The following is a 26,075-nucleotide window of genomic DNA, read 5'->3' on the forward strand; positions in this document are numbered from 1 at the left end:
TGGCCATACGAACGACCGCATTCAGAGGACGAAACGCGGGAGAAAATAAAGGGGCCTGTCACCGGAAGCCCTGGGGGTCGACCTCCGGCAACAGGCCGAGACCAAGGGTTCGCCGTGACGGCGATCAACCTTGGCTGCCTCAGCGTACTACATCCGGCACGATCTTGTGCACCCACCGGGAAAAACGGCTCTCACTCCGGCGTCCGTACACCCCCAGGGCACGGATTCCGGAGTGAGAGACCGGACACGGCACGAAACCGCTTGACAACTGTAAACCACTGCATACAGGCGCTGTCAACAGCTGCGGACAGGCTGTATCGCGTTACACTCCCACTACGGAACGGGACCAGTGAACGGATGGGGGGTCATGTCGCCGTACCAGACCTTCGCCCAGAAACTGAGCGCGCTGATCGATTCGGCACGCGCACACGAAGGCGCCCCGCACAGCTATCGCGAGCTGTCCGCGGCGATCGATCGCGCCGGCGGGCCCACCATGTCGCCCGCGTACCTCCAGCAGCTCGCCACGGGCAAGCGCGTCAACCCGAAGATCCACTACGTCGAGGCGCTGGCGAAGCTGTTCGGGGTTCCGATCACCTACTTCTTCGAAGACCAGGAACCGCAGCCCGTCGGAGAGGCGAAGCTCATGGCCATGCGCGCGCAGGAGCTTTCCCCGCAAGGCCGTCGCCAGGTCATGGACCTGCTGGAGCTCGTCGAGCGATACGAACGGGCCGAGCGCGACCAGCCGGACGAAAGCCGATGAAGGAACGGGAGCTCCGCAAACGCTGCCGCAAGATGCTGAACAAGCTCGACATCGAGCCACCGCTCGACGTCGGCGTGCTCTGCGAGCGGCTCGGCGAACAGCGTGGCAGGCCGATCCGGCTGATGCCGTATCCGCTGGAGGTACCCGGTCCGTTCGGCTGCTGGATAGCCACCGGTTCGGCGGACTACATCTTCTTCCAGCAAGAGACCACGAAGTCCCACCAGGATCACATCATCCTGCACGAACTCGGGCATATGCTCGCCGATCACCATCCCGGCGGCGACGCCGAACCCGCCGACTTCCTGCGCGGCCCCGCCCCCGGGCTCGACGGCGACGCGGTACACCGCGCTTTACGCCGCACCTCCTACGATGAGGCGCACGAATGGGAAGCCGAGACCGTGGCGACCATCATCCTCGAATGGGCGTCGGTCTTGAACTACACGATTCCCCGTCGCGCCGACGACGATGACGTCCGCCGCGTCCAAGGCGCGCTGGGCGACCATCAAGGGTGGCTGTGAACTCGCTGTTCTCTCCTCTCAACGTCGTGGCGATGGTGCTGTTCGCGACCGCGCTCGCCTGGCGGATCTACCAGACATACCGGGCGCCCCGGCTGCTGCCGAACTGGGCGATCACCATCACGATCGTCTGCGTCGCCGGATCCTTCCTCGCCCAGCAGAAGGTCATCTCCGGCTGGCTCGACGGCCTGACCGGCAAGGGCACGGGGCGCCTGGTCAACAACATCATGCTCGCCATCGGGGTATGCGCGCTGTTGATCGTTTTCCTCGGCTCCGCGCTGGGCCCGCGCAGGCCACGGCGCGTCCTGTTCGAGCTCGTCCCGCTGTCCGGCGCGATCGCGCTCATGCTGGTCGCGATGGCCCTCACCCCGCCGGAGGTACGCGGGCTCGCGCTGAGCCCGAAGCTCGTGCACGTGCCCGGGGTGGCGCTGTTCTACCTCGGCGCCGGGATCTACCTGATCTACGGCCTCGCCGCGTGCGCCTGGTGGATCTTCCGCTACATCCGCACCGCGGACCGCCATCTGAAGACCGGGCTGAAACTCAGCGCCGCCGGGCTGATCTGCCTTTCCGTCGGCAGTGTGTTCCGCGCGCTCTACATCGTGATCGCGTGGGCGTTCGGACCGTCGGTCCCGCTTCTGCTCACCGTCGCCGTCCCGCTGGTGATCCTCGGGATCGCGCTCTTCCTCGCCGGGATCACCTATCCCGGCGTCCGCGCGCGGTTCGCCGCGCTGCGGCGCCGCCGCCAGCACCGGCGCCACCACGACGAGCTCACCCCGTTGTGGACCGCACTGGCCGGGATCTACCCGAACATCGTGCTCCGGACCACGCCGCAGGGCAGGTGGGAGCGGTGGCGCCCGCGCACGGTCCACCGCCGGTACTACCGCCGCGTGATCGAGATCCGGGACGGGCTCGTACAGCTGAGCCCCTATCTGGAAACCGACCTCACCGCGCTCGCCGCCGACGACCCGCGGGCGGCGGCGGAAGCGCTGAAGACGGCGATCGCCAGGCAGACCGCGGGCGAGGAGACCGACGGGCGGGCGAAGCTCGTGCTCCCGGGCGGCGCCTCCGACATCGAATCCGACGTGCGCCCCCTGCTCGCCCTGTCCGCCGCCGTCTCCAGGAGCGAAGCATGACCGCACAACTGCTGCTGACGGCCGGCCGCGTCCTGCCGCGTCCGAGCACACCGGTCGAGGACGGCGCCGTGCTCGTGGAGGGCGGCCGGATTCTCGCGGCGGGCCCTCGAGCCGAGGTCGTGGCACAGGCGTCGCCGGACGCCGAAAGGCTCGGCTTCCCCGAAGCGACGCTGCTGCCCGGCCTGTTCAACGCCCACGTGCACCTGGCGTTCGACGCCTCCCGCGAGATGTTGCCGAACTTCCTGGCGAGCGAAGACGAAGCGCTGCGCGCAGGCGCCAAGGAACGCTTGGGACAGCTGCTGCGCAGCGGCGTCACGACGGTGCGGGATCTCGGCGATCGCGACGCGCTGGGCGCGCGGGTCCGGGCGGAACTCGACGCCGAAGGCGCCGCCGCTCCGCGCCTGCTGACCGCGGGGTCACCTCTGACCGTCCTCAAAGGACATTGCCATTTCTTCGGCGGCGAGGTCGCGGACGACGACGCGATCCGGGCCCTGATCGACGCCAACGCGGCCGCCGGCGCGGACGTGATCAAGGTGATGGCCAGCGGCGGCCAGATCACCGAGGGCGGCGCGGACATGTGGGAGTCCCAGTTCGACGTCCGGACGCTGCGCCTGATCGTCGAGCACGCGGCGCGCCACGGGCTCCCGGTCGCGGCGCACGCCCACGGCTCCGACGCGATCGAGGCATCGGTCGAAGCGGGTGTCCGGACGATCGAGCATTGCACGTGGATGACCGGGCCCCAGCGTCAGGACAGGCGCGAAGGCGTCGCCAAGCGCATGGCGGCCGAGGGTATCGCGGCGTGTTCGACGAGCAGCCGCAACTGGCGGATGCTGGCCGAGCGCATGGGCGAGGAGCTCGCGAGGACCGTCTACGGACGGCTGTCCTGGCTGGAGGAGCTGGGTGTCCCGCTGCTGTCGGGGACGGACGCCGGGCTGCCCGGTTCGGTCTTCGACGATCCCGTCGGCGCCCTCGAACTCTACGAATGGCTCGGTTTCGGCAGGCGCCGGATCCTCGAAATCGCGACCGAGGACTCCGCCGCCGGGCTCGGCCTCGGCGACGTCACCGGACGGCTCGCGCCCGGTCTGAGCGCCGACGTCCTGGCGGTCGACGGCGATCCGCTCGCCGATCTTTCCGCGCTCCGGAACGTTCGCCTGGTCCTTTCGCGGGGCATCCGAGCCTGACTCCCGAAAGTGGGACGCCAGCTTTGGTGACACTGTTTTAAAACGGTGTTATCGTTGTCGTCGCTCCCCACCCGCCGCGAAAGGAACCACCATGGAAGGCCCGATCAGGCTCTTCACCGTCATCGCGCTCGTCTCGCTGCCGACGGTGATGTACGGCGGTTACGCGCTGATGGGTGTCCTGCGCGAGAAGAAGCTGACCGAACACCAGCGCGGGATGTTCCGCGCCGGCCACGCGCACGCCGGTGTCCTGCTGGTTCTCGCGCTGGTCGCGCTGCAGATCCTCGGGCAGACCGGGCTCCCGGCCGCCGCGCTGTGGGTCGTCTGCTTCCTGCTGCTGTTCGGCGTGCTCGCCCAGTCCGGCGGCTTCTTCCTGCACCTGGCACCGGGCAAGGGCAAGCTCGGCGGGCGGGTCACCAGTGCCGGGGCGGTGCTGCTCGGGGCGGCGATCCTGACCACCGCGTACGGCGTGGCCTTCGCTGGTTAAGCTGGTTGACGTGCCTGAATACCTGCCGACAGCCCCCGCCAAGGGGACCCGCGACTTCCTGCCCGCCGAGATGTCCGTCCGGACGCAGGTGTTCGGCCATCTCTACGACGTGCTCGAACTGCGCGGTTTCCTCCGCTACGACGGGCCGATCCTCGAACCCGCCGAGATCTACGAGCGGAAATCCGGGCAGGAGATCGCGGACCAGCAGCTGTACACGCTGACCACCAAGGGCGGCGAGCGGCTGGCGCTGCGCCCGGAGATGACGCCGTCGGTCGCCAGGATGATCGCGGGCAACGCCAAAGCACTGCAGTTCCCGGTGCGCTGGTACAGCCACCCGAACTGCCACCGCTACGAGCGGCCGCAGCGTGGCCGGGTCCGTGAGCACTGGCAGATCAACGCGGACATCTTCGGTTCGGACAGCGCGAACTGCGAGATCGAGATCTTCGAGCTCGTCCACGACATGATGAGCGCGCTCGGCGCGACCCCGGACATGTTCCAGGTGCGGGCCAACGACCGGAACCTGCTCTCTTCGGCGCTCACCGACATCGTCGGCGTGACCGCGGAACAGCTGCCGCAGGTGTTCACCCTGGTGGACCGCTGGGAGAAGTCGGACCGGACGAAGCTGAGCGACACCGCGAGCGAGATCGGCCTGACCGACAAGCAGTTCGAGAAGCTGACCGAGATCCTGACCTCCGGCGCGGCCCTGCTCGACGAGCTGCCGGACCAGGTCAAGGAGAACTCGAACCTGGTCAAGGTGCTGAACAGCGGCGCCGCGGACCTGATCACGTTCGACCCGATGATCGTGCGCGGGCTCGCGTACTACACGTCGACCGTGTTCGAGGTCTTCGACACCTCTCCGGAGAACCGTCGCGCCCTCTTCGGCGGCGGCCGGTACAGCGACCTGGCGTCGCTGTTCACGTCGCAGCAGATCCCCGGGATCGGCTTCGGCATGGGCGACGTCACGCTGATCGACTTCCTCGACACGCACGGCCTCACCCCGAAGCCGCGCAGCGAGGTCGACGTCGTGGTGATCCCGGTGACCGAAGAACTCACCGACGCCTCGCGCGAGGTCGCGGGACGGCTTCGGAAGGCCGGACTGCGCACGTCCACGCCCGTCGAACTCCGCAAGCTGGGCAAGGAGCTCACCCGCGCGGACAAGGCCGGGGCGCGGGGCGTGGTGATCGTCGGCCAGGAAGACTGGGACGCCGGGAACGTGACGGTGCGCGGTCTCGCGACCCGCGAGCAGCAGACGGTGGCCGTCGACGGCGTGGTCGACGCGGTCACTTCTCTGCTCTGACGACGCTCTGACAACAAAGGCCGGCGCCCTTGATCGGGGCGCCGGCCTTTGTCGTGTTCAGCGGGACAGCATCCGCATGGACGCCTCGGGGTAGCGCTCCCCCGCGACCGCGTCGGCGGGGACCGCCTCCTCGATCGCCGCCACGTCTTCGGCGGTCAGCTTCAGGCCGACGGACGCCACGTTCTCTTCGAGGTACTTGCGGCGTTTGGTGCCCGGGATCGGCACGACGTCGTCGCCTTGGGCCTGCACCCAGGCCAGCGCCAGCTGACCGGCGGTGACGCCCTTCTGCTCGGCCAGCGCGCGCAGCGCCTCGACGATCGCCAGGTTCCGCTCCAGGTTGCCTTCGGCGAACCGCGGCTGGGTCGTCTGGCGGAAGTCGCCGTCCGCGAAGTCCTCTTTGGACTTGAAGCGCCCGGTGAGGAAACCGCGGCCCAGCGGGGAATACGGCACCAGTCCGATGCCGAGCTCCCGGCAGGCCGGGACGACCTCGTTCTCGATGTCGCGCGACCACAGCGACCACTCGGTCTGCACGGCCGTCACCGGATGCACGGCGTGTGCCCGGCGGATCGTCTCCGGGCCGGCCTCGGACAACCCGATGTGCCGGATCTTCCCCTGCTCTACCAGCGAGGACAGCGCACCCGCGGTCTCCTCGATCGGCACGTTCGGATCGACGCGGTGCTGGTAATAGAGGTCGATGTGATCGACGTTCAGCCTGCGCAGCGAAGCCTCGACCTGTTGCCGCACATAGAATTCGTCCCCCCGGATCCCCCGCTTCGAGGGATCTTCCTCGTCGCGCACGATGCCGAACTTGGTCGCCAGCACGACCTGGTCCCGTTTGCCCGTCAGGGCGCGGCCGACCAGTTCCTCGTTGCGGCCGAAGCCGTACATGTCGGCCGTGTCGATCAGGGTGACTCCCAGTTCGATCGCGCGGTGGATCGTCGCGATCGATTCGGTGTCGTCCCCTTGGCCGTAGAACTCGCTCATGCCCATGCAGCCGAGCCCCTGCGCGCCGACTTCCAGCGTGCCGAGCCTGCGGGTGGGCAGGGTGGAACCCGTCATGATTTCTCTCGCAATTCTTCCGGTTTTACTTGCCGGCGGCGCGGGCGAGCCGCTCCGGGTAACGCTCACCGGCGATCGCCTCGACGGGCGCGGCCTTTTCGATGGCCTCTATGTCCGCTTCGGACAGTTCCAGCTCCGCGGCGGCGGTGTTCTCTTCGAGGTACTTGCGCCGCTTGGTGCCAGGGATCGGCACGACGTCGTCGCCTTGGGCCTGGACCCACGCGAGCGCCAGCTGACCGGCGGTGACGCCCTTCTGCTCGGCCAGCGCGCGCAGCGCCTCGACGATCGCCATGTTGCGCTCGAAATTGCCCTCGGCGAACCGGGGCAGCCCGCGCCGCAGGTCGTCCGCCGGAAGGTCCTTCACCGACGTCACGCTGCCGGTGAGGAAACCGCGGCCGAGCGGCGAGAACGGCACGACGCCGATGCCCAGCTCGCGAACGGTCGAGAGGATCTCGCCTTCGATGCCGCGGGTCCAGAGGGACCACTCGCTCTGCAGCGCGGTCACCGGGTGGACGGCGTGCGCGCGACGGATCGTCTCGGCACTGGCCTCGGAGATCCCGGCGAATCGGATCTTCCCCTCGCTCACCAGCTCCGCGAGCGCACCCCAGGTCTCCTCGACCGGCGTATTCGGGTCGACACGGTGCTGGTAGTAGAGGTCGATGTGGTCGACGTTCAGCCGGCGAAGGGACTCTTCGCAGCTCTGCTTGACGTACGCCGCGTCGCCGCGAGCGGACATGCCGCCGTCCTGATCCCATACGATGCCGAACTTGGTCGCCAGCACGACCTGGTCCCGCTTGCCTGCGATCGCCCGGCCGACCAGCTCTTCGTTCGCTCCGGCGCCGTAGACGTTCGCGGTGTCGATCAGGGTCACGCCCAGCTCGAGCGCGCGGTGGACGGTGGCGATCGACTCCGTGTCGTCGTCGCGGACGCCGTAGGCCTGGCTCATCCCCATGCAGCCGAGCCCCTGCGCCCCGACCTCCAGACCGCCGAGCCTCCTGGTGCTGATCACGCTGAAATTCCCTCCACGGTGGCTCCGGTGCCGAGCACCTTCCGCTCCACCTGGTCGTAGTGGTCGATCTTGTAGTCGAGGATGTCGAGGCAGGTCTGCAACTCGGCGATCCGGTCGGCGACCGATTTACGCTGGTCGACGAGGATCGCCTTGCGCCTTCCCGCGCTCGCCGCCCCGTGGTGGCGCAGGGAGGCGTACTCCCGCATCCGCTTGATGGGCATGCCGGTCAGGCGGAGCTTGGTCAGGAACCCCAGCCACCCGAGGTCGTCGTCGCTGTAGGCGCGGCGGCCCGCGGCGTCCCGCGCCGGGGGCTCGACGAGTTTGATGCGCTCGTAGTACCGGAGAGTGTCGATGGACAGTCCGCTACGTCGCGCGGCTTCCGCTATCGAGTAGCTCATGCGAACGACACTACGACCTGGAGTGCGCTCCAGGTCAACTCCGAATCCGAGCGATTGATAACAGCGTTGCGATACCCTCTGCGCATGCCCCGCCCCAGGACGCACGACGAGAACCTCCGGCTGAAACTGCTGGACCGCGCCGGTGAACTCATCTCGGCCGACGGTCCCAAGGCGCTGAGCCTCCGCAAACTGGCCGCCGACGTCGGCACGTCCACCACCGCGGTCTATTCGCTCTTCGGCGGGAAGACGGACCTCGTCAGCGCTCTCTTCACCGAGGGCTTCCGCCGCTTCGGCCGCCGGATGTCCGGGGTCACGCTGAGCGGTGACCCGGTCGAGGATCTGGTGCGGCTCGGCGTCGCGTACCGGGAAAGCGCGCTGGCCGACCCGCATCTCTACGCGATCATGTTCACGAAGTCGGTGCCGGGTTTCGAACCGGCGGAGGAGACGTCCGAGCAGGCTCGCGCCACGATGGCGCCGCTGGAGGGAACGATCCGCAAGGCCGTCGCCGACGGCGTCTTCCTCGACGTGCCGCCCGAGGTCGTCACGGTGGCGTGCTGGGGGTTCGTGCACGGGCTCGTGTCGCTGGAGCTGAACGGGAACCTTCCGGAGCAGTACACCGTGAGCACGGCTTACGAGACCGCGCTGCGGGTGAACGCCACGGGCTGGCTGCGCCGGTGACCTGCGTTCAGCGGGCTAAACGCGATCCGGCGGACTTCGGGACTGGGGTGTGCCGGGCGCGCAAGTCCGTGAAGGCCTCCTTGCCTACCTTCAGAGTAGGGAAGGAGGCCTTCACTACCTCGCCGATCCGGCAAGTACATGAAGGTCCTTCAGGTACTTCCTCATAACGCGCCCCAGCCCCGGATCGCGTTTAGCGGGCTAAACGCGATCCGGGTACTCAGTAGAGCGCGAGGGTGCCCTCATGGAGCGTCTTCCCTGCGGCATCGAGGACGACGACGCCCACCTGCGCGTTCGGGTCCATGGCTCCGGGAAGCTCAGGTCGCCAGACCGCGAAAGTCCCTTCGGTGACCGCCGCGTCGACCTTCTTGCCCGCCCCGAAATCGAGTTTCACCGTGGTCGCGGTCCGCGGCACGACCCCGATGAACGGGGTTTGCGCGTTGCCTGTCCCACCCTGCTCGGCGGCGCCGAGCGTTTCGGTCGACAGTTTGCGCACCGGTGGCCGCTCGGCTGTCAGGTCCTCGAAGACGCGGTAGTACTCGCTCGTTCCGTCGCGGTAGCCAAGCCCGCCTTGGCAGACCGCGACCCTGTCGCCGAGCCGCGCGGTCACCACCTTGACATCGTCGCCTTCGAGCAGTGTGCCGAGCTCGTACGCGTCTTCGTCCGGCAGCGGTTCGGACGCTCCGGCGACACAAGTCTTGAAGAACTCCCCCGCCGGCGTGTCCCGGATCGGCACCGCCGGTGGGACGCGATCGATCTCCGTCACGACCGGCTCGGGCGCGGGCGGGAGGACGTGCGGCGCGTCGGTGAGGGCGTCGTCCGACTCCCCGGTGTACGGCCCGACCGAGTACGTGGTCGTCGAAGGCTTAGATCGCGCGACCTCCACGAACAGGTTCCCGTTCCGGAAGAGACGCACCTCGGACGAGGCCGTCGAGTCGGCGGTCCGGCCGAAGAGCTCCATCTTGTCCCAGCCGGGGTCGGCCACCCCCGCGACCGTCCCGGCGCGAGTCATCAGCAGTGCGGCGGTCCTGGTCCCGGCGGCGTAGGGCGGCGAGGCGTTCGGATCGGAGACAGTCACCGTGATCGACGTGGTTTCACAGAAGAAGGTCTTGTCGCCCGCACGCACCGCGACGACCGTGATGGACGTCCAGGTGGGAGTGGTGGTGAACTGCGGCACCCACTCGTCACGGGCGGGGAAGTCCGCCGTCCTGCCCTTCTTCTCGATCGCCGCCCAGCACCGGTTCATCGCCTCCGCGGCCTTCGGCCGGTCGAGGGAGAAGTCAGGGTTCGCGACGACGGGCCCCTGCCTGTCCGGCTCCCGGATGAGCACGGTCGTGACCAGAGCGCCCGCGAGGACCAGGACCACGGCGGCCGCGGCGACGGCGATCGGCCATCGCCGCCGCTCGGGTTTTCCCATGCCCTCCCGCAGGGACATCCGCAGGTTGTCGAGCACTTCCGGAGGGAGTTCGCGCCTGCCGGGCAGGCCGAGGTCGTCGGTCATTTCTCCTCCAGGGCGGCCCGCAGCTGCGTACGGGCCCGCGAGATGTGGGCGCGAACGGTCACCTCGGCGACACCGAGCAGTTCGGCGGCGTCGGCGAAGGAGAGATCTCCGAGCAGGCAGAGTTCGACGGCTTGCCGCTGCGATTTCGGCAGCTTCGCGACCAAGGCGAGCACCTGCCGGAGGCGGTCTTCGCCGTCGAGCTGGTCGACGACGGTGTCGGCGTGGTCGGACACCGACCGGGGCTCCGGCAGCCGCCGGACGAGCCGGAGCCGCCGGCCGGTGCTGCGGTGTTCGCTGCGAGCGAGGTTCCCCGCGACGGTGTACAGCCAGGGCAGCGCGCTGTCGCGGATGAGCGTGATGTCCGCCCGGCGCCGCCAGGCGGTGAGAAACGTCGTCGACGTCAGGTCTTCGGCCGACGCCCACGACCCGGTGAGCCGGTAGGCGTGGTTCCACACCGACTGGACATGCCGTTCGAACAGCTCGGTGAACGCCGGGTGATCACCGCCCGCGGCCGCCCGCCAAAGCTCCGTGTCGCTCCTGTCGGGAGGAGGTTCGCACGAGTCCACCGGCACCCCCACCGTTCCGGTCACTATTCTGGTCACACCTGTCAGTGACCGGCAACGGCGGAGTTGTTGCGAACCGGTCAGACGGCCCCGTACTGCCGGTCCCCCGCATCCCCGAGGCCGGGCACGATGAACCCGGAGTCGTTCAGCCGCTCGTCGATGCTCGCGGTCACCACCCGCAGCGGCAGCCCGGTCTTCTCCAGGTGCTCGATGCCCTCGGGCGCGGCGAGCGCGCAGATCGCGGTGACGTCGGTGGCGCCCCGGTCGGTGAGCAACCGGATCGTGTACTCCATCGAGCCGCCGGTCGCGAGCATCGGGTCGAGCACCATCACCGGCCGGTCGGCGAGCGATTCGGGCAGCGACTCGAGATACGGCGTCGGCTTGAGCGTCTCTTCGTCGCGGGCGAGGCCGACGAAACCCATTTGGGCGTCCGGGATCAGCTTGTGCGCCTGGTCCGCCATCCCGAGCCCGGCCCGCAGCACCGGTACGAGCAGCGGCGGGCTCGCCAGCGCGTAACCGTCGGTGCGCGCCACCGGCGTGTGGATCCGCTCGATCCGCACGGGCATGTCGCGGGTGGCTTCGTAGACCAGCATGACGGTCAGTTCGTGCAGCGCCGCGCGGAAGGCGGCGCTGTCGGTGCGCGCGTCGCGCATGGTGGAGAGCCTGGCCTTGGCCAGCGGGTGATCAACGACGTGCACATCCATGCCGGTCAATTTAGCCCGTCACGCCTGCCGCGCGAACCAGCCGACCCAGCGGCGCTGCCAGGGCGTCTCCACCGAACGCTTGTCGTGGTTGGCCCGCGCCCATGCCACCGCCTCGTCGGCGCTCAGCCCGGAAAGGGTGGCGAGACAGGACAGCACCGTGCCGGTCCGCCCGACTCCGCCGTAACAGGCGACCTCGACGCCTTCGCCCGCCGCCGCCCTGGCGTGCAGGTCGACGATCCGGCGCCGCGCGTCCGCCCAGTCCGTCGGCAGCAGGAAGTCGGGCCAGCGGATCCACGCCCGCTCCCAGTCCATTTTGTGATCGTGCTTCCGGCGCAGCTTCGCGCCGCCCAAATACAGTCCGAAATCCGGTGAGGGCCCGTCTGGCCAGGGACGACCCAGGCCTCGTCCGCGCACCCTGATTCCGTCCGGCAGCTCGACGGCGCCGGGTAGTGAGTTCCCCATCACGGGAGGATGCCACTGTCGACCAGAAGATGGACGCTTGGCCCTCTCGTCGGCGCTAGGCTCCTCCAGGTGAGTGAAGAACCGGCCCTGCCGGGCCCCGAACAGATGCGCATCTCCGACGCCGATCGCGAACAGGTCGCGCAGGTGCTGCACGCGGCGATGTCCGAAGGGCGCATCACCATCAACGAGCTGGAAGAGCGGCTCACCACCGTCTACGCGGCCAAGACCGTCGGCGACCTCAAGCCGGTCACCGCGGATCTGCCGCAGCATTCGCGGTCGGCGATCGAGCCGGCGACCTCGCGCGCCCTGGGCCTGCCCGACGACCGCATCGGCGGGCATCCGGGCTCCGGCGCCTCGATCGCCGTCATGTCCGGCGCGTCGCGCAAGGGAAGCTGGGTCGTCCCGCCGCAGCACAACAGTTTCGCGTTCTGGGGCGGCGCCGAGCTCGACCTGCGGCACGCGCGGTTCGCCGAGAAGCACTCGACGATCACCGCGGTCGCGATCATGGGCGGGATCGACATCACCGTGCCCGACGACATCAACGTGGACGTCACCGGAATCGGCTTCATGGGCGCCTTCGAGCTGGAAGATCGCGCCGGCACGCCCGCGGCGCCGCCGACGGCGCCGACCGTGAAGATCACCGGCCTGGCATTCTGGGGCGGAGTCACCGTCATCCGGAAGCCACGCAAGAAAGACGTACCCGAACTGGAAGCCTGACCTGAACTGGGGGGTTCACCACATGCGCCGAAGTTTCGTCGCGATCGCTTGTGCCGCAATGCTTTCCGTCACCGCCTTCCCGGCGGTGGCCGCCGGGAAGACCGATCCGCGCCAGGCCGCGATGGACGCGGCGGTCGCCGCGGGCATTCCCGGTATGGTCGCCGTCGCCGACGATTTCCGCGGTGTCAGCGGCGTCGCGAGCATCGAGCGTCCCGGCAAGCCCGACGCGTCGGGCCGCTGGCGGATCGCGAGTGTGTCCAAGGTGTTCGTCGCGACGCTGGTCCTTCAGCTCGTGGCCGAAAAGCGCGTCGGGCTCGACGAGCCCGTTCAGCGGCACCTGCCAGGGCTGCTGCCGTATCCGGAGCCGATCACCGTCCGCCAGCTGCTGCAGCACACCAGCGGCCTCCCGCGTGACCTGCTCCCCGAAGACACATGGTCGTCGCCGGCGGAGGTCGACACCGAACGCTTCGAGCATTTCGACAGCGACGACATGATCCGCCTGAGCGTCACGAAGCAGCCGCTGCAGTTCAAGCCAGGGACGAGCTGGGCGTACTCGAACACCGGCTACAACGTCCTCGGCCTTCTGGTCGAGAAGACCACCCGGAAGCCGCTGGAACGCGCGCTCGCCGAGCGGATCACCGGGCCGCTGCACCTGCGCGACACCTCGCTCCCCCGCGACTTCCCGTTCCTGATCCGCCCGGCCGCCCGCGGCTACGAGCAGCTGTACGACGCGCCGCGCGGCCTCACGGACCTCACCACCTACAACTACACGCGCTATTTCGGCGCGGGCGGCATGGTGTCGTCGGGCAAGGACCTCAACCGCTTCTTCGAGGCGCTGTTCGGCGGCCGCCTGCTGCCCGCGGACCTGCTGAAGCAGATGAGGACGACGGTCCCGATGGGCGGCGGCTCGGAGTACGGCCTCGGTCTGATGAAGGTGAACCTCAAGACCGCCGGCGCCTGCGCGGAGGACCACGTCGTCTGGGGTCACGGCGGTGACCTGCCGGGCTTCAACACCCTCAGCTTCCACGACGACTCCGGCAAGGACATCTCGACGCTGGCCACTGTCGACCTCACCGCGTCGCCGGACGCCGACCTCAAGCGCCAGCTGCCCATGGTCAGCGAGTTCTGCACCCCGGTCGTGCCCTCGACCAGGGCGGTCGCCCAGGCCCCGGTGCCCAGCTTGTAGGCCGCTTACACTCACCCGTATGACAGCTACGACCAGCTCGTCAGCGGCGACGGCCACCCCGTCGCCGCTGGCGGACGCGACTCGCGACGAGGCGAGCCTGCGCCGGTTCCTGCACGGGCTGCCTGGTGTCGACCAGGTCGGCGTCGAGCAGCGGGCGGCCGGACTCGGCACGCGCAGCATCAAGAAGGCCGCCAAGCTTTGGGCGATCGACACCGCCATTTCGATGGTCGACCTGACGACCCTCGAAGGCGCCGACACCCAGGGCAAGGTCCGCGCGCTCGCGGCCAAGGCCAAGCGGCCGGACCCGGAACGCCCGGACACCCCGCGGGTCGCGGCCGTCTGCGTGTACCCGGACATGGTCGAGACGGCTGTCGAGGCGCTTCGCGGCACCGGCATCCACGTCGCGAGTGTGGCCACCGGCTTCCCGGCGGGCCGCACGAGCCGCGAGATCAAGCTGGCCGACACCAAGATCGCCGTGGACGCCGGCGCCGCCGAGATCGACATGGTGATCGATCGCGGCGCGTTCCTGGAAGGCCGCTACCTGGAGGTCTTCGAGGAGATCCAGGCCATCAAGGCCGCCTGTGGCAGCGCTCACCTCAAGGTCATCCTCGAAACCGGTGAGCTCGCCACCTACGACAACGTCCGCCGCGCGTCCTGGCTCGCGCTGCTCGCGGGCGGCGACTTCATCAAGACCTCCACCGGCAAGGTCTCGCCCGCCGCGACGCTGCCGGTCACCCACGTGATGCTGCAGGCCGTCCGCGACTGGTTCGTCCAGACCGGTGAACTGCGCGGCGTCAAACCGGCCGGTGGCATCCGGACGACCAAGGACGCGATCAAGTACCTGGTCGCGGTGCACGAGGTCGCCGGCGAGCAGTGGCTGAACCCGGATCTCTTCCGGTTCGGGGCGTCCAGCCTGCTCAACGACCTCCTGCTGCAGCGCCGCACCCAGGCCGACGGCCACTACAGCGGTCCCGACTACGTGACGGTGGACTGATCCATGGGCATCTTCGAGTACGCGCCCGCGCCCGAATCGCGCGACCTCGCGAACCTCAAGTCGCATTACCGGCCGTTCGTGAACGGCGAATTCGTCGACGGCTCCGGTGAGCCGCTCAAGACGATCAACCCGGCCACCGAAGAGGTGCTCGCCGAGGTCGGCACCGCGTCGGTGTCCGATGTGGACACCGCGGTGAAGGCCGCGCGCAAGGCGTACAACGGCGTCTGGTCCAAGATGCCGGGCTCTGAACGCGCCAAATACCTGTTCCGTGTCGCGCGCCTGATCCAGGAGCGGTCGCGGGAACTGGCCGTGCTGGAAAGTCTCGACAACGGCAAGCCGATCAAGGAATCGCGCGATTCCGACGTGCCGACGGCCGCCGCGCATTTCTTCTACCACGCCGGCTGGGCCGACAAGCTCGGCTACGCGGGCTACGGCCCGAACCCGAAGCCGCTCGGCGTCGCGGGCCAGGTCATCCCGTGGAACTTCCCGCTGCTGATGCTGGCGTGGAAGATCGCGCCCGCGCTGGCCACCGGCAACACCGTGGTGCTCAAACCCGCGGAGACCACGCCGCTGACCGCGCTGGTGTTCGCGGAGATCTGCCAGCAGGCGGAACTCCCGCCCGGCGTGGTGAACATCCTGCCCGGCGCCGGGGACATCGGCGCCGCGCTCGTGGGCCACGGTGACGTGAACAAGGTCGCCTTCACCGGATCGACCGAGGTCGGCAAGGCCATCCAGCGTCAGATCGCGGGCACCGCGAAGAAGCTGACGCTGGAGCTGGGCGGCAAGGCGGCGAACGTCGTCTTCGATGACGCTCCGCTGGACCAGGCCGTCGAGGGGATCGTCAACGGGATCTTCTTCAACCAGGGCCACGTGTGCTGCGCGGGCTCGCGCCTGCTGGTGCAGGAGTCCATCGCCGAGGAGCTGCTCGAGAAGCTGCGTTACCGCGTCTCGACGCTGCGGCTGGGCGATCCGCTGGACAAGAACACCGACATCGGCGCGATCAACTCCGCCGAGCAGCTCGCGAAGATCAAGGGCCTCGTGGAGTCCGGCGACGCCGAGGGCGCGCAGCGCTGGACCAGCCCGTGCCCGGTGCCGGAACGCGGTTTCTTCTTCGCCCCCACCGTGTTCTCCGATGTCCAGCAGTCGATGCGCATCGCCCGCGAAGAGATCTTCGGGCCGGTGCTTTCGGTGCTGACCTTCCGCACGCCGGACGAGGCCGTCACCAAGGCGAACAACACGCCGTACGGGCTCTCCGCCGGAATCTGGACCGAGAAGGGTTCGCGCATTCTCTGGATGGCGAACCAGCTCCGGGCCGGCGTCGTCTGGGCCAACACGTTCAACCGCTTCGATCCCGCCGCGCCGTTCGGCGGCTACCAGGAGTCGGGTTTCGGCCGCGAAGGCGGACGCACCGGACTGGAGGCCTACCTCGATGTCTGACCGTATTTCGGTGGCGAAGACCTACAAGCTCTACATCGGCGGCAAGTTCCCGCGCTCGGAATCCGGCCGCGTGTACCCGGTCACCGACACCAAGGGCAAGTTCCTCGCGAACGCCTCGCACGCGTCCCGCAAGGATGTCCGCGACGCGGTTTCCGCCGCCCGCAAGGCTTTCGGCGGCTGGTCGGCGGCGACCGCGTACAACCGCGGCCAGGTGCTGTACCGGGTGGCGGAGATGCTGGAAGGCCGCCGCGAACAGTTCGTCGCGGAGGTTTCGGCGTCCGAAGGCGTCGCGGCGAAGAAGGCACAGTCCCTTGTGGACGCTTCGATCGACCGCTGGGTCTGGTACGCGGGCTGGACGGACAAGATCGCGACCGTGCTCGGCGCGGCCAACCCGGTCGCGGGCCCGTACTTCTCCTTCACCGTGCCGGAGCCGACCGGTGTCGTGGGAGTGCTGGCTCCGCAGGAGTCGTCGCTGCTGGGCCTGGTCAGCGTGCTGGCCCCGGTGCTGGCGACCGGCTCGACCGCGGTGGTCGTCTCCAGCGCGGACCGGCCGCTGCCCGCGATCACGCTTTCGGAGGTCTTGGCGACGTCCGACCTGCCCGGCGGGGTCGCGAACATCCTGACCGGCCGCGCGTCGGAGCTGGGCTCGTGGCTGGCGTCGCACGGCGACGTCAACGCCCTCGACCCGACCGGCGCCGAGCCGTCCGCTCGGGCGGACCTGGCGCGCGAGGCCGCGGGAACCGTGAAGCGGGTCCTGACCGTTCCGGACACCGAGCCGGACTGGACCGCCGACGCCGACATCTCGCGGCTGCGGCGGTACCTGGAGGCGAAGACCGTCTGGCATCCGCTGGGCGTCTGACCCGCCCGGTTTGCGCAGTTGGACACCTGAAGTCCGTGAAGGCCTCCTTCCCTACTTTCGGGGTCAGGGTCCCGGCAAAGTCGTGTTCGCGCTGCCCAAGTGGGGAGTGAAGGACCCGTCACGGTGGCCTGACACTTCTCGACTGTCCGCAGGGGACGCTTTCGGGGTGAACGTGCCCGATTCGGGCGTTTTGTGAAGGGGTCGTGAGTGATAAGGACGGTTAGAACCGTCCTGACCGCTCACGACCCCGATCAAAACCGTACAGATAAGCATCAAACGGACATTCATTTGTCCTCTGGCGTCCTTTGTGGACATCGTCCGTTCAGGGCCTCTGTCATCCTTTCGGAAGGTCCAGTTCGAATCACCAAGAACGGCACCGGCCAGCGTTCAGGCGACTTCGCCGGGACCCTGACCCTCAAGGTAGGGAAGGAGGCCTTCACGGACTCACGGATCCAGGTCGGCCCCGGTCAGCGCCCGGCCCGGCAGCGGCTGGTGCGTGCCGACGGCCCGCAGGCCGTCGATCATGATCCCGATGCACCGCCTCGTCGCCATCCGCGCCACCTCCTCACCCTTGCCCGGCATCTGCCGCAGCAACGTCGCGAACAGGATCGCGACGTCACCGGTGGCGACGTCCGTCCGCAGCCTGCCCTCCGCCTGCGCGCCCCGGACGAAAGTGTCCATCACCAGCAGCAACTCGTCACGCAGGGCCTTGATCGCGGGATCACTCTTCAGGATCGCCAGCGCCCGGGGCGACACCATCGCGAGCTGGATGCTCAGCTGTAGCTCCATCGACTGGTGCAGCAGCCGGATCAGCGCCTCCCAGTCCGAGGCCTCCTGATCCCTCGCGGCCTTCGCGTCCCTCAGGACCCGGTCGAAGTTGTCGACGGCGACCGCCCGGATCAGCGCATCGCGGTCCGGGAACCGCCGGTACAGGGTGCCGACACCGACGCCGGCCGAGCGCGCGATCTCCTCCATCGGGACCTCGGCGCCTTGGGCGGCGAAGATGGCTCTCGCGGCGGCCAGGATCTGATCCCGGTTCCGGCGCGCGTCGGCGCGCAAGCGGGTCTCGGGGTCGGCAGTCATGATCCTCGCCTCTCGAAGGGTCCTTCAGGGCCGTGATTCTCGCACGTGAGGGCGCGCCCTTCACGCTTCCCGGGAAACCACCCCTTCGCGAGTGGACGACCCGCCTCCGCTTGAGTACCTTGGTGGCATAAGCGGAATGAAATCATCCGCATACGTTTTGGGGTCCCCTGTCCGCTATCGCCCGAGCCACCCGACACCTGGGGAAAGGACAACCCGATGACCGACGTCGAGGAAACCACCGCGACCTTGCCGATGGCGCGAAAGTGCCCGTTTTCGCCCCCTCCCGAATACGAGACGCTTCGCGAGAAAAGTCCGGTTTCCCGGGTCGGTCTCCCGTCCGGGCAGACGGCTTGGGCGCTCACCCGGCTGGAAGACATCCGCGAAATGCTGAGCAGTCCGCATTTCAGTTCCGACCGGCGGAATCCGTCGTTCCCGATGCTGGTGGCGCGCCCGGTCCGCCCGGAGGACGATTCGTTCCGCCCGTCCCTCATCGGGATGGACCCGCCGGAGCACAGCCAGGCCCGGCGTGACGTCGTCGGGGAATTCACGGTCAAACGCATGAAGGCGTTGCAGCCGCGGATCCAGCAGATCGTGGACGACCATATCGACGCCCTGCTCGCGGGCCCCCGGCCCGCCGATCTCGTCCAGGCGCTTTCCCTGCCGGTTCCGTCACTGGTGATCTGCGAACTGCTCGGCGTCCCCTATTCGGACCACGATTTCTTCCAGGCGTGCAGTTCCAAGATGCTCAGCCGGGAGGTCAGCCCCGAAGAACGGCAGACGGCGTTCGAGAGTCTCCGGAACTATCTCGACGAACTCGTCACCAAGAAGGAAGCGGACGCCACCGAGGACGACCTCCTCGGCCGTCAGATCCTGAAGCAGCGGGAAACGGGCGAAGCCGACCACGCCGAACTCGTCAGCCTGGCGTTCCTGCTGCTCATCGCCGGACACGAGACCACGGCGAACATGATCTCGCTCGGCACGGTGACCCTGCTGGAGAATCCCGATCAGCTGGCGAAGATCAAGGCGGACCCGGGCAAGACCCTCGCCGCCATCGAGGAACTCTTGCGGGTCTTCACGATCGCGGAAACGGCGACCTCGCGCTTCGCCACGGCGGACGTCGAGATCGGCGGAACGCTCATCCGCGCGGGAGAAGGCGTCGTCGGCCTGAGCAACGCGGGCAACCACGATCCGGACGGCTTCGAGAACCCGGACACGTTCGACATCGAACGCGGCGCGCGGCATCACGTCGCCTTCGGATTCGGAGTGCACCAATGCCTCGGCCAGAACTTGGCGAGGTTGGAACTCCAGATCGTCTTCGATACGTTGTTCCGGCGAGTACCGGGCCTCCGGATCGCCGTTCCGGTCGACGAACTGCCGTTCAAGCACGATTCGACGATCTACGGCCTCCACGCCCTTCCGGTCACCTGGTAGGAGGAGCCATGAAGATCATCGCGGACACCGGGAAATGTGTGGGCGCGGGCCAGTGCGTGCTCACCGATCCCGATCTGTTCGATCAGAGCGAGGACGACGGGACGGTCCTCGTCCTGAACGCCGAGCCCGAAGGCGAAGAGGCGGAAGAGAACGCCCGCACCGCCGTGCATATTTGCCCGGGGCAGGCATTGTCGCTCGCGTGAGGCGTGGGGCGTCGTGAGTGGCGTTTCGGGCTGAACCCGGACGGCACNTGGCAATGAGGGTTCTAACCCGAAACGCCACTCACGACCACCCCGGCCCAGGCCCTACTTGACCGCGCCCATCGACAGGCCGCGGACCAGGTGGTTCTGCGCGATCCAGCCGACGATCATCACCGGCAGCGACGCGAGCAGCGCGGCCGCGGAGAGCTGCGCCCAGTACAGGCCCTCGCTGGTGATGAACCCGACCAGGAACACCGGCACCGTCCCGGCGCGCGCGGCGGTGAGGTTGACCGAGTAGAAGAACTCGGTCCACGAGAAGATCACGCAGATCAGCGCGGTCGCGGCCACCCCGGGCGCGACCACCGGCATGATGATCTTCCGCAGCAGGATCGGCAGGGTCGCTCCGTCGATCCGCCCCGCCTCGATCATCTCGTGCGGCACCTCCAGGAAGAACGACCGCATCATCCAGATGGCCAGCGGCAGGTTCATCGAGGTGTACAGGATGATCAGCGCCCACACGTTGTCCAGCAGCTGGGTGTTCTGCGAGATCACGTAGAGCGGGATGATCGCCGCCACGATCGGCAGCATCTTCGTCGACAGGAAGAAGCCGAGCGCGTTGCTCGTCCCCTTCACCGGCGCCAGCGAAAGCGCGTACGCCGCCGGGATTCCCAGCAACAGCACGAAAAGCGTCGAAACGACGGTCACGAACGCCGAGTTCGACAGGTACGGCAGGAAGCCGCGTTCGAGCACGCCCGCGAACTGGTCGAGGGTCGGGCTGAAGAACAGTCGCGGCGGATCGGTGTAGGCGTCGGCCTCCTGTTTGAAGGCCGTGAGGATCATCCACAGCAGCGGGAATACGAACAGGATCGCGATCACCCAGGTCGCGACCGTCAGCGCGCCGGGGCCGAAGCGGCTTTTCATTTCGCGCCTCCCTGGACCGAAAACGTGCGGAACATCAGCCGCAGCGCGAAGGTCGCGACGATCATCGTCAGGATCACGACGATCACGCCCATCGCGGACGACTGCCCGATGTCGAAACCTTGGAACGCCCGCTGGTAGATGTAGAACGGCAGGTTCGTGCTGGCCGTCCCCGGACCGCCTTGCGTCATCAGGAAGATCGCGTCGAAGCTGTTGACGATGTAGATCGCGCCGAGCAGCGTCGCCAGCTGCAGGAACCGGCTCAGATGCGGCAACGTGATCGCGGTGAACGTCCGCCAGCGGCCGGCGCCGTCGACCGACGCGGCCTCCAGCACGTCCTTCGGCTGACTCTGCAACCCGGCCAGGATCAGCAGCATCATGAACGGCGTCCACTGCCAGACGACCTGAGCCATCACGGCGGCCAGCGGGAACTCCGAAAGCCAGTCGACGTCGGTGCCGAACACGAAGTGCAGCAGCCCGTAGGTCGGGTCGAACATCGTCGTCTTCCACAGCAGCGCGCCCGCCGCGGGCAGGATCAGGAACGGCGTGATCAGCAGGGTGCGGACCACACCACGGCCGAGGAACTTGCGGTCGAGCAGGATCGCCAGCCCGAGGCCGAGCAACAGCGAAAAGAACACGCACACGACCGTCAGCACCACGGTGTTCAGCAGCGCCCCGAGGAACGTCGAGTCGGCGAAGACGTCAATGTAGTTTTGCAGCCCGACGAAATGCCGCGAGCCAGGGCGCACCAGGTTCCACGACTGGAACGAGTAGAACACCGTCAGCACGAAGGGCAACTGCGTCACGGCGACGACGAACAGCAGGGCGGGCAGGAGCGGCAGCCGTCGTTTGAACGGCGTATCGGTGCCGCGCTTCGGAGCCGCCTTCTTCGCGTGGGCGGGCTCCGGACGGGCAGGAGCGGAGATCGTGGCCATCACTGCACCTCCTGATACGACTTGCCGACGGTCTGCGCGTACTCCTGTGACTGTTCGAGTGCTTCGTCCACGGTGATCTGGCCCGCGATCGCCGCCGAGAGCTGCTGGCTCACGCGGGTGCCGAGATCCTGGAACTCGGGGATGCCGACGAACTGGATCCCGGGGTAAGGCACCGGATTCGCCATCGCCTTGCGCTGGTCGGCGTCCGCGATCCCGTCCAGCGTCGGCTGCGCGTAGGCCTTGGCGGCCTCGCGGTATTCAGGGATGTCGTAGGTCGATTTCCGCACACCCGGCGGGACGCGGTTCCAGTCGCCGAACTCCTGGGCGACCCGCTGCACGTACGCCTTGTCGGTCATCCAGGACATGAACTTGAAGGCCGCGTCCTTGTCTTTGGCGACCTTGGGGATAGCCAGAGCCCATGTGTAGAGCCACCCGCTCGACTGCGTCTTCTCCACCGGCGCCGGGGCGTAGCCGGACTTCCCGACGACCTTGCTGGCCGACGGATCCTCGTTCGTCCCCGCCATGACCGTGGCGTCGTACCACATCGCGGCCTGGCCCTGCGTGTAGCGCGTGCCGCATTCGGAGAAGCCCGCGCTCGACGCGCCGACCTCGCCGTGGTTCCGCACGAGGTTCACGTAGAACTCAGCGGCCGCCTTGAACTCGGGGCTGGTCAGCTTCGCGTTCCAGTCCTTGTCGAACCACTGCGCGCCGAAGGTGTTGGCGACCGTGGTGAACGGCGCGAGGCTCTCCCCCCAGCCCGGCTTGCCACGCAGGCAGATCCCGGCGATGCCCTTGGCCTTGTCGTCGAGTTTCGCGGCGTACTCGGCGATCTGTGTCCACGTCGGCTTGGCGGGCATGGTGATCCCGGCCTGCTCGAACAGATCCTTCCGGTAAGCCAGGAACGACGACTCGCCGTAGAACGGAACCGCGTAGAGCGATCCGTTGTGCGACAACGATTCCTTGATGCTCGGGATGAAGTCGTCCGCGTCGTAGGAGGGGTTCGCCGCGATATGCGGTCCGAGGTTCTCCAGCCAGCCGTTCGCGGCCCACTGCGGCGCCTCGTAGTTGCTGATCATGACGACGTCGAACTCGCCGCCTTCAGTGGCCGTCGACGCGGTGATCTTCGCGCGTGCCTGGTTTTCCGGCAGCGACACGAACTTGAGGCTGATGCCGGGATTCGCCTTCTCGAACTCGCCGGAAAGCTCGATGGCGTCCTTCATCTGCGGGTTCGCGACGATCGCGACGACGAGCGTCCGGTCACCGGTCCCGAGCGCGCCCGCACCGGCGCACCCGGTGAGAGTCAGCAGGAGGACCACGAGCAGAGCGGCTGCTTTACGCACCTTCGCCTCCCGGTATGACCTGCACCTTCAGGCCGGCGCCGCTGCGCATGAGGGCGAGAGCGTCGGGGTACTGCTCCAGCGGCAGGGTGTCGGTGAGCAGCGCGGCGGTGTCGACGGCGCCGTCGGCGACCAAGTCGAGCGCGGCACCGAAACTGTTCATGACGGCCATCGAGCCCACGACGGTGATCTCGTCGTTGTAGATCCGGAACGGCGAAAGCGCGACGCGTGCTTCGGCGGGCGCGACGCCGAAGACCAGCAGGCGGCCTCCGCGCTGAAGCGAGTCGAAAGCGGCTTCGATGGCGGGCGCGGCGCCGGTGCAGTCCGCGGCGGCATCGAACTTCTCGTCGTCCAGGTCCTTCACGTCGCCCGCGACCGCGGCCGCGCCGAGGTCCATCGCCCGGCCGAGGCGGGAAGTGTTGCGGTCGACCACCGTGACGTGGGCGCCCGCGCGCTGCAGCAACTGCTGCATGATCAGCCCCATAGTGCCCGCCCCGACGACGAGGAACCGCTCCCCCGCCTCGACGCCGATCCGGCGCACGCCGTGGACCGCGCAGGAGACCGGCTCGACGAGGGCACCCTGTTCCCAGGTCATCGTGTCCGGCATGCGGTAACAGTTCGCGGACGGGACGGCGACGTACTCGGCGAAAGCGCCGTTCACGGTGTCGCCGGTGGCGTTCCAGTTCTCGCAGAGGTTGCCGCGGCCGGACCGGCAAGGCTTGCAGTAGCCGCAGAACAGCGACGGGTCGACGGCCACCCGGTCGCCGACCTTCCAGCCGCCCGGCACGTCCGCGCCGAGTTCGACGATCTCGCCGGCGAACTCGTGGCCGGGGACGATCGGATAGGGCGTCGGCGGGAAGTGCCCGTCGGCGATGTGGAGGTCGGTCCCGCAGATCCCGCAGGCACCCACCTTGACGACGACCTGGCGATCCCCCGGTTTCGGATCGGGCACCTCGCCGACCCTGATCTCACCGGGCTTGTCCACGATCGCGGCACGCATGCCAGCTCCTCTTCTCTCCGCTCAAATGAGCGGGATGGGCCTATGCTTCGGACTGCATGTTCAGGCATGGTGAACTTTTCCCTGTTGTTACGTCAACCTTTCGGGTTGATTTCGCGCTATAGTGCTCAGATGAGCGGGAAGAAGCAGGGTCCCGGCCTGGTGGAGTCACTACGCCTGGCCGCGGTGGCCCGGCGGTTCTACGACCAGGGCGCCTCGAAACTCGAGATCGCCGACGAGTTCGGGATCAGCCGGTTCAAGGTCGCGCGAATGCTGGACGCGGCCAGGGAAAGCGGCATCGTCCGGGTCGAGTTCCGGTTGCCGGCGCCGGTCGATCTCGTGCTGTCCGAGGAGATCCGCGAGGCGTACCGGCTCGACCGGGTCCTCGTGCTCGAACGAGCGCCGGAGCCCGAATCCCGCGAAGTGGCGCGACGCAAGATCGGCACGCTCGCCGCTCGCCTCCTGACCGAAATCGTCACTCCCGGCGACGTCCTCGGCCTGTCGTGGGCACGTTCGGTGAACGCGATGACCGACGCGATCGAGTCATTGCCGAAATGCCCGATCGTGCAACTGTGCGGGGTGCAGGCGGGGATGGACATGCGCGACCGGTCGGTGGAGACGGTCAGCCGGGTCGCGTCGGTGTCCGGCGGCGAGCCGTACCCGATCTTCGGCCCGCTCGTCCTCCCCGACCGCCGCACCACCGAAACGCTGCGCAGGCAGCCGGGCATCGCGGAGACCTTCGGGCAGTTCAAGAACCTGACCAAGGCCGTCGTCAGCATCGGCGCGTGGAAGCCCGAAGAGTCGACGGTGTACGACGCGCTCGACGAGGCCGAGCGCGGCGCCATAGCGAAACGCGGGGCCAAAGCCGAGGTTTCCGCGCGCCTGTTCGACGCCGACGGGACCCCGATGTCCACCGGCCTTGCCCACCACGTGCTGGCCATCAGCGCCGAGGACCTCCTGGCCGTCCCCGAAGTGATCGCGCTGGGCTACACGGAACCGAAGGCCGAAGCGATCGACGCCGTCTTGCGCTCCGGCATGGTCTCGACCCTGATCACCGACGCCGCCGCGGCCGTCCCGCTGCTCAAGCTGGCCGAGGCCCGCCCGCTCCCCTAGTGCTGCTGAAGGACGCTTTCCCCGCATGCGATGAGACGAAAGCGCCCTTCACCGCGTCAGATGCGGGGAAAGCGTCCTTCAGCGCCCGCCTCGTCCTGCGCCGCCATCACCTCGTCGCCGTGCCTGAACGCCCACTCCCCGAAGGCTTCGATGGGCGCCAGCAGCGTGGTCCCGAGTTCCGTCAGCGAGTACTCGACCTTCGCCGTCCGGCCACAGTCGCGCCTGCTGACCAGGCCGTTGAACTCCAGCCGCCGGACCGTCTCCGTGAGCACCTTCGTGCTGATCCCGCCGAGCCGCCGCCTCAGTTCGGCCGGGCGCAGCGGTCCTTCGCGCAAGGCCCACAACACGACCGGGTTCCACGTGTTCGCCATCAGGTCGAAGGCCAGCCGGGCACGGCAATCGGCGAGGAAGACGTCGTTCATCGGACCTCCGGTAACCATTCGGTACCCGCGCGGCTTTCTACCGTCGTGTTGTCCACTCGATCTTAGGGAGCAGCACATGCGTATCGGTATTTTCGGCGCGGGCGGGATGGCGGAGGCGCTCGGTGGCCAGTGGGCCGAGGCCGGGCACGAGGTGATGGTCGCCGCCCGCGACCTGGCCAAGGCCGCCAAAATCTCCCCGCGGGTGGGGACCTGGGAGGAGACCGCCCGCGACAGTGACGTGATCCTGCTCGCCATTCCCGCCGCGTCGGTGACGGAAGTTCTTGCCGCAGCAGGGGATCTCGCCGAGAAGGTGCTGATCGACTGCACCAACGCGGTCGGCCCGGGCGCCACGCTCACGGTTTCCGGCCAGGCCGCGCGGATCGCCGCCGCCGCACCGGACGCGCATGTGGTCAAGGCGTTCAACCTGTGCCACGTGGACGTCTGGCGGATGACTCCGCCGGTGTTCGGCGGCCGTCCGCTCGCGGTCCCGATCTGCGGCGACAAGGTCGGCGAAGTGAGCGAACTGGTCCGCGACATCGGGTGCGTTCCGCTGGTCGCGGGCGGCCTCGACCGGGCCGCGCTCATGGAGGCGACGATGGCGTTCATGGTCGGGCTCTGGTTCGACGGCCACGACGCCCAGGCCTGCTTCCCGCCCCTTCCGGTGTGATTTCAGGGTCGTCCCCGATGTGCCGGGCCTGGCGGTCA

Annotated in this window: 29 protein-coding genes; 16 read left to right on the top strand and 13 right to left on the bottom strand. The window is 68.2% G+C overall.

Going from position 1 to position 26,075, the window contains the following annotated elements:
* The first annotated feature begins 367 nt into the window (after window positions 1-367).
* The 6 genes from LCL61_RS40250 (at window position 368) to hisS (ending at window position 5,370) form a co-directional block, all read left to right on the top strand.
* Window positions 368-760 carry a helix-turn-helix transcriptional regulator gene (locus tag LCL61_RS40250; protein ID WP_340684582.1) on the top strand — a complete coding sequence of 131 codons (393 nt, stop codon included), beginning with the start codon at window positions 368-370 and terminating at the stop codon, window positions 758-760.
* Complete coding sequence (locus LCL61_RS40255) at window positions 757-1,278, top strand: hypothetical protein (RefSeq protein WP_016331300.1); 522 nt, start codon at window positions 757-759, stop codon at window positions 1,276-1,278. The genes LCL61_RS40250 and LCL61_RS40255 overlap by 4 nt, the downstream gene beginning before the upstream one ends.
* Window positions 1,275-2,408 carry an MAB_1171c family putative transporter gene (locus tag LCL61_RS40260; RefSeq protein ID WP_340684583.1) on the top strand — a complete coding sequence of 378 codons (1,134 nt, stop codon included), beginning with the start codon at window positions 1,275-1,277 and terminating at the stop codon, window positions 2,406-2,408. The genes LCL61_RS40255 and LCL61_RS40260 overlap by 4 nt, the downstream gene beginning before the upstream one ends.
* A complete protein-coding gene (locus tag LCL61_RS40265; RefSeq protein WP_340684584.1) occupies window positions 2,405-3,589 on the top strand; it encodes an amidohydrolase family protein in 1,185 nt (394 codons plus the stop codon). Before LCL61_RS40260 ends, LCL61_RS40265 begins: the two co-directional genes overlap by 4 nt.
* Window positions 3,590-3,680: 91 nt before the next feature.
* Complete coding sequence (locus tag LCL61_RS40270) at window positions 3,681-4,073, top strand: hypothetical protein (protein WP_340684585.1); 393 nt, start codon at window positions 3,681-3,683, stop codon at window positions 4,071-4,073.
* A gap of 10 nt (window positions 4,074-4,083) precedes the next feature.
* The gene (gene hisS, locus LCL61_RS40275) at window positions 4,084-5,370 is read left to right on the top strand and encodes a histidine--tRNA ligase (RefSeq protein WP_340684586.1); all 1,287 of its coding nucleotides are present in this window, start codon (window positions 4,084-4,086) and stop codon (window positions 5,368-5,370) included.
* A gap of 57 nt (window positions 5,371-5,427) precedes the next feature.
* Here the strand turns inward: hisS and LCL61_RS40280 are convergent, their stop codons facing one another.
* From LCL61_RS40280 to LCL61_RS40290, 3 genes are read right to left on the bottom strand one after another with little or no spacing between them, the layout of a single operon-like run.
* Window positions 5,428-6,429 carry an aldo/keto reductase gene (locus LCL61_RS40280; protein WP_340684587.1) on the bottom strand — a complete coding sequence of 334 codons (1,002 nt, stop codon included), beginning with the start codon at window positions 6,427-6,429 and terminating at the stop codon, window positions 5,428-5,430.
* Window positions 6,430-6,454: 25 nt separating this feature from the next.
* Entirely contained in the window at window positions 6,455-7,438 is a 984-nt protein-coding gene (locus LCL61_RS40285) for an aldo/keto reductase (protein WP_340684588.1), read from the bottom strand.
* The gene (locus LCL61_RS40290) at window positions 7,435-7,836 is read right to left on the bottom strand and encodes a MerR family transcriptional regulator (RefSeq protein ID WP_340684589.1); all 402 of its coding nucleotides are present in this window, start codon (window positions 7,834-7,836) and stop codon (window positions 7,435-7,437) included. The genes LCL61_RS40285 and LCL61_RS40290 overlap by 4 nt, the downstream gene beginning before the upstream one ends.
* Window positions 7,837-7,920: 84 nt before the next feature.
* Here LCL61_RS40290 and LCL61_RS40295 point away from each other — a divergent pair, with 84 nt between their 5' ends.
* The gene (locus LCL61_RS40295) at window positions 7,921-8,514 is read left to right on the top strand and encodes a TetR/AcrR family transcriptional regulator (protein ID WP_340684590.1); all 594 of its coding nucleotides are present in this window, start codon (window positions 7,921-7,923) and stop codon (window positions 8,512-8,514) included.
* 217 nt (window positions 8,515-8,731) lie between these two features.
* On the opposite strand, the gene LCL61_RS40300 is transcribed toward LCL61_RS40295, so the two are convergent.
* From LCL61_RS40300 to LCL61_RS40315, 4 genes are read right to left on the bottom strand one after another with little or no spacing between them, the layout of a single operon-like run.
* Complete coding sequence (locus LCL61_RS40300) at window positions 8,732-10,012, bottom strand: hypothetical protein (protein ID WP_340684591.1); 1,281 nt, start codon at window positions 10,010-10,012, stop codon at window positions 8,732-8,734.
* The gene (locus tag LCL61_RS40305; protein ID WP_340684592.1) at window positions 10,009-10,602 is read right to left on the bottom strand and encodes an RNA polymerase sigma factor; all 594 of its coding nucleotides are present in this window, start codon (window positions 10,600-10,602) and stop codon (window positions 10,009-10,011) included. The genes LCL61_RS40300 and LCL61_RS40305 overlap by 4 nt, the downstream gene beginning before the upstream one ends.
* 53 nt (window positions 10,603-10,655) lie before the next feature.
* Window positions 10,656-11,279 (bottom strand): uracil phosphoribosyltransferase, encoded by a 624-nt coding sequence (upp, locus tag LCL61_RS40310; RefSeq protein ID WP_037332384.1) that lies wholly within the window; start codon window positions 11,277-11,279, stop codon window positions 10,656-10,658.
* An 18-nt stretch (window positions 11,280-11,297) separates the two neighbouring features.
* On the bottom strand, window positions 11,298-11,741 hold the full coding sequence (locus LCL61_RS40315) for a protein-tyrosine phosphatase family protein (protein WP_340684593.1): 444 nt from the start codon (window positions 11,739-11,741) through the stop codon (window positions 11,298-11,300).
* Between the two features lie 105 nt (window positions 11,742-11,846).
* On the opposite strand from LCL61_RS40315, the gene LCL61_RS40320 reads away from it, so the two are divergent.
* From LCL61_RS40320 to LCL61_RS40340, 5 genes are read left to right on the top strand one after another with little or no spacing between them, the layout of a single operon-like run.
* Window positions 11,847-12,458, top strand: a complete 612-nt coding sequence (locus tag LCL61_RS40320) for a DUF1707 SHOCT-like domain-containing protein (protein WP_340688803.1) — start codon at window positions 11,847-11,849, stop codon at window positions 12,456-12,458.
* A 22-nt stretch (window positions 12,459-12,480) separates the two neighbouring features.
* Window positions 12,481-13,644: a serine hydrolase domain-containing protein gene (locus LCL61_RS40325; RefSeq protein ID WP_340684594.1), complete on the top strand. Its 1,164-nt coding sequence runs from the start codon at window positions 12,481-12,483 to the stop codon at window positions 13,642-13,644.
* Between the two features lie 19 nt (window positions 13,645-13,663).
* Window positions 13,664-14,638, top strand: coding sequence for a deoxyribose-phosphate aldolase (deoC, locus tag LCL61_RS40330; protein WP_340684595.1), 975 nt, complete (start codon window positions 13,664-13,666; stop codon window positions 14,636-14,638).
* A gap of 3 nt (window positions 14,639-14,641) precedes the next feature.
* Complete coding sequence (locus tag LCL61_RS40335) at window positions 14,642-16,075, top strand: aldehyde dehydrogenase family protein (RefSeq protein ID WP_340684596.1); 1,434 nt, start codon at window positions 14,642-14,644, stop codon at window positions 16,073-16,075.
* Complete coding sequence (locus LCL61_RS40340; RefSeq protein WP_340684597.1) at window positions 16,068-16,934, top strand: aldehyde dehydrogenase family protein; 867 nt, start codon at window positions 16,068-16,070, stop codon at window positions 16,932-16,934. Before LCL61_RS40335 ends, LCL61_RS40340 begins: the two co-directional genes overlap by 8 nt.
* Before the next feature lie 444 nt (window positions 16,935-17,378).
* Here LCL61_RS40340 and LCL61_RS40345 read toward each other — a convergent pair whose 3' ends face one another.
* Window positions 17,379-18,017, bottom strand: coding sequence for a helix-turn-helix domain-containing protein (locus tag LCL61_RS40345; protein ID WP_340684598.1), 639 nt, complete (start codon window positions 18,015-18,017; stop codon window positions 17,379-17,381).
* 216 nt (window positions 18,018-18,233) lie between these two features.
* Between LCL61_RS40345 and LCL61_RS40350 the strand changes: the two genes are divergently transcribed.
* Together LCL61_RS40350 and LCL61_RS40355 are read left to right on the top strand one after the other, a co-directional pair.
* Window positions 18,234-19,448 (top strand): cytochrome P450, encoded by a 1,215-nt coding sequence (locus LCL61_RS40350; RefSeq protein WP_340684599.1) that lies wholly within the window; start codon window positions 18,234-18,236, stop codon window positions 19,446-19,448.
* Window positions 19,449-19,456: 8 nt separating this feature from the next.
* Entirely contained in the window at window positions 19,457-19,651 is a 195-nt protein-coding gene (locus tag LCL61_RS40355; RefSeq protein WP_034304647.1) for a ferredoxin, read from the top strand.
* Between the two features lie 102 nt (window positions 19,652-19,753).
* On the opposite strand, the gene LCL61_RS40360 is transcribed toward LCL61_RS40355, so the two are convergent.
* Genes LCL61_RS40360 through LCL61_RS40375 form a run of 4 tightly spaced genes read right to left on the bottom strand, consistent with a single transcriptional unit; the run spans window position 19,754 to window position 23,838 of the window.
* Window positions 19,754-20,569, bottom strand: coding sequence for a carbohydrate ABC transporter permease (locus LCL61_RS40360; RefSeq protein ID WP_340684600.1), 816 nt, complete (start codon window positions 20,567-20,569; stop codon window positions 19,754-19,756).
* On the bottom strand, window positions 20,566-21,501 hold the full coding sequence (locus LCL61_RS40365) for a carbohydrate ABC transporter permease (RefSeq protein ID WP_038519394.1): 936 nt from the start codon (window positions 21,499-21,501) through the stop codon (window positions 20,566-20,568). The genes LCL61_RS40360 and LCL61_RS40365 overlap by 4 nt, the downstream gene beginning before the upstream one ends.
* Window positions 21,501-22,841 (bottom strand): sugar ABC transporter substrate-binding protein, encoded by a 1,341-nt coding sequence (locus LCL61_RS40370; RefSeq protein ID WP_340684601.1) that lies wholly within the window; start codon window positions 22,839-22,841, stop codon window positions 21,501-21,503. The genes LCL61_RS40365 and LCL61_RS40370 overlap by 1 nt, the downstream gene beginning before the upstream one ends.
* A complete protein-coding gene (locus LCL61_RS40375) occupies window positions 22,834-23,838 on the bottom strand; it encodes a zinc-dependent alcohol dehydrogenase family protein (RefSeq protein WP_340684602.1) in 1,005 nt (334 codons plus the stop codon). The genes LCL61_RS40370 and LCL61_RS40375 overlap by 8 nt, the downstream gene beginning before the upstream one ends.
* Before the next feature lie 129 nt (window positions 23,839-23,967).
* Between LCL61_RS40375 and LCL61_RS40380 the strand changes: the two genes are divergently transcribed.
* A complete protein-coding gene (locus LCL61_RS40380; protein WP_340684603.1) occupies window positions 23,968-24,948 on the top strand; it encodes a sugar-binding transcriptional regulator in 981 nt (326 codons plus the stop codon).
* Between the two features lie 56 nt (window positions 24,949-25,004).
* Here LCL61_RS40380 and LCL61_RS40385 read toward each other — a convergent pair whose 3' ends face one another.
* The gene (locus LCL61_RS40385; protein ID WP_340684604.1) at window positions 25,005-25,370 is read right to left on the bottom strand and encodes a helix-turn-helix domain-containing protein; all 366 of its coding nucleotides are present in this window, start codon (window positions 25,368-25,370) and stop codon (window positions 25,005-25,007) included.
* A gap of 76 nt (window positions 25,371-25,446) precedes the next feature.
* Between LCL61_RS40385 and LCL61_RS40390 the strand changes: the two genes are divergently transcribed.
* Window positions 25,447-26,037 carry an NADPH-dependent F420 reductase gene (locus tag LCL61_RS40390; RefSeq protein WP_340684605.1) on the top strand — a complete coding sequence of 197 codons (591 nt, stop codon included), beginning with the start codon at window positions 25,447-25,449 and terminating at the stop codon, window positions 26,035-26,037.
* The last annotated feature ends 38 nt before the right edge of the window (window positions 26,038-26,075 follow it).

Origin of the sequence: Amycolatopsis coloradensis, from assembly GCF_037997115.1 — a bacterium.
Lineage (GTDB): Bacteria > Actinomycetota > Actinomycetes > Mycobacteriales > Pseudonocardiaceae > Amycolatopsis > Amycolatopsis coloradensis_A.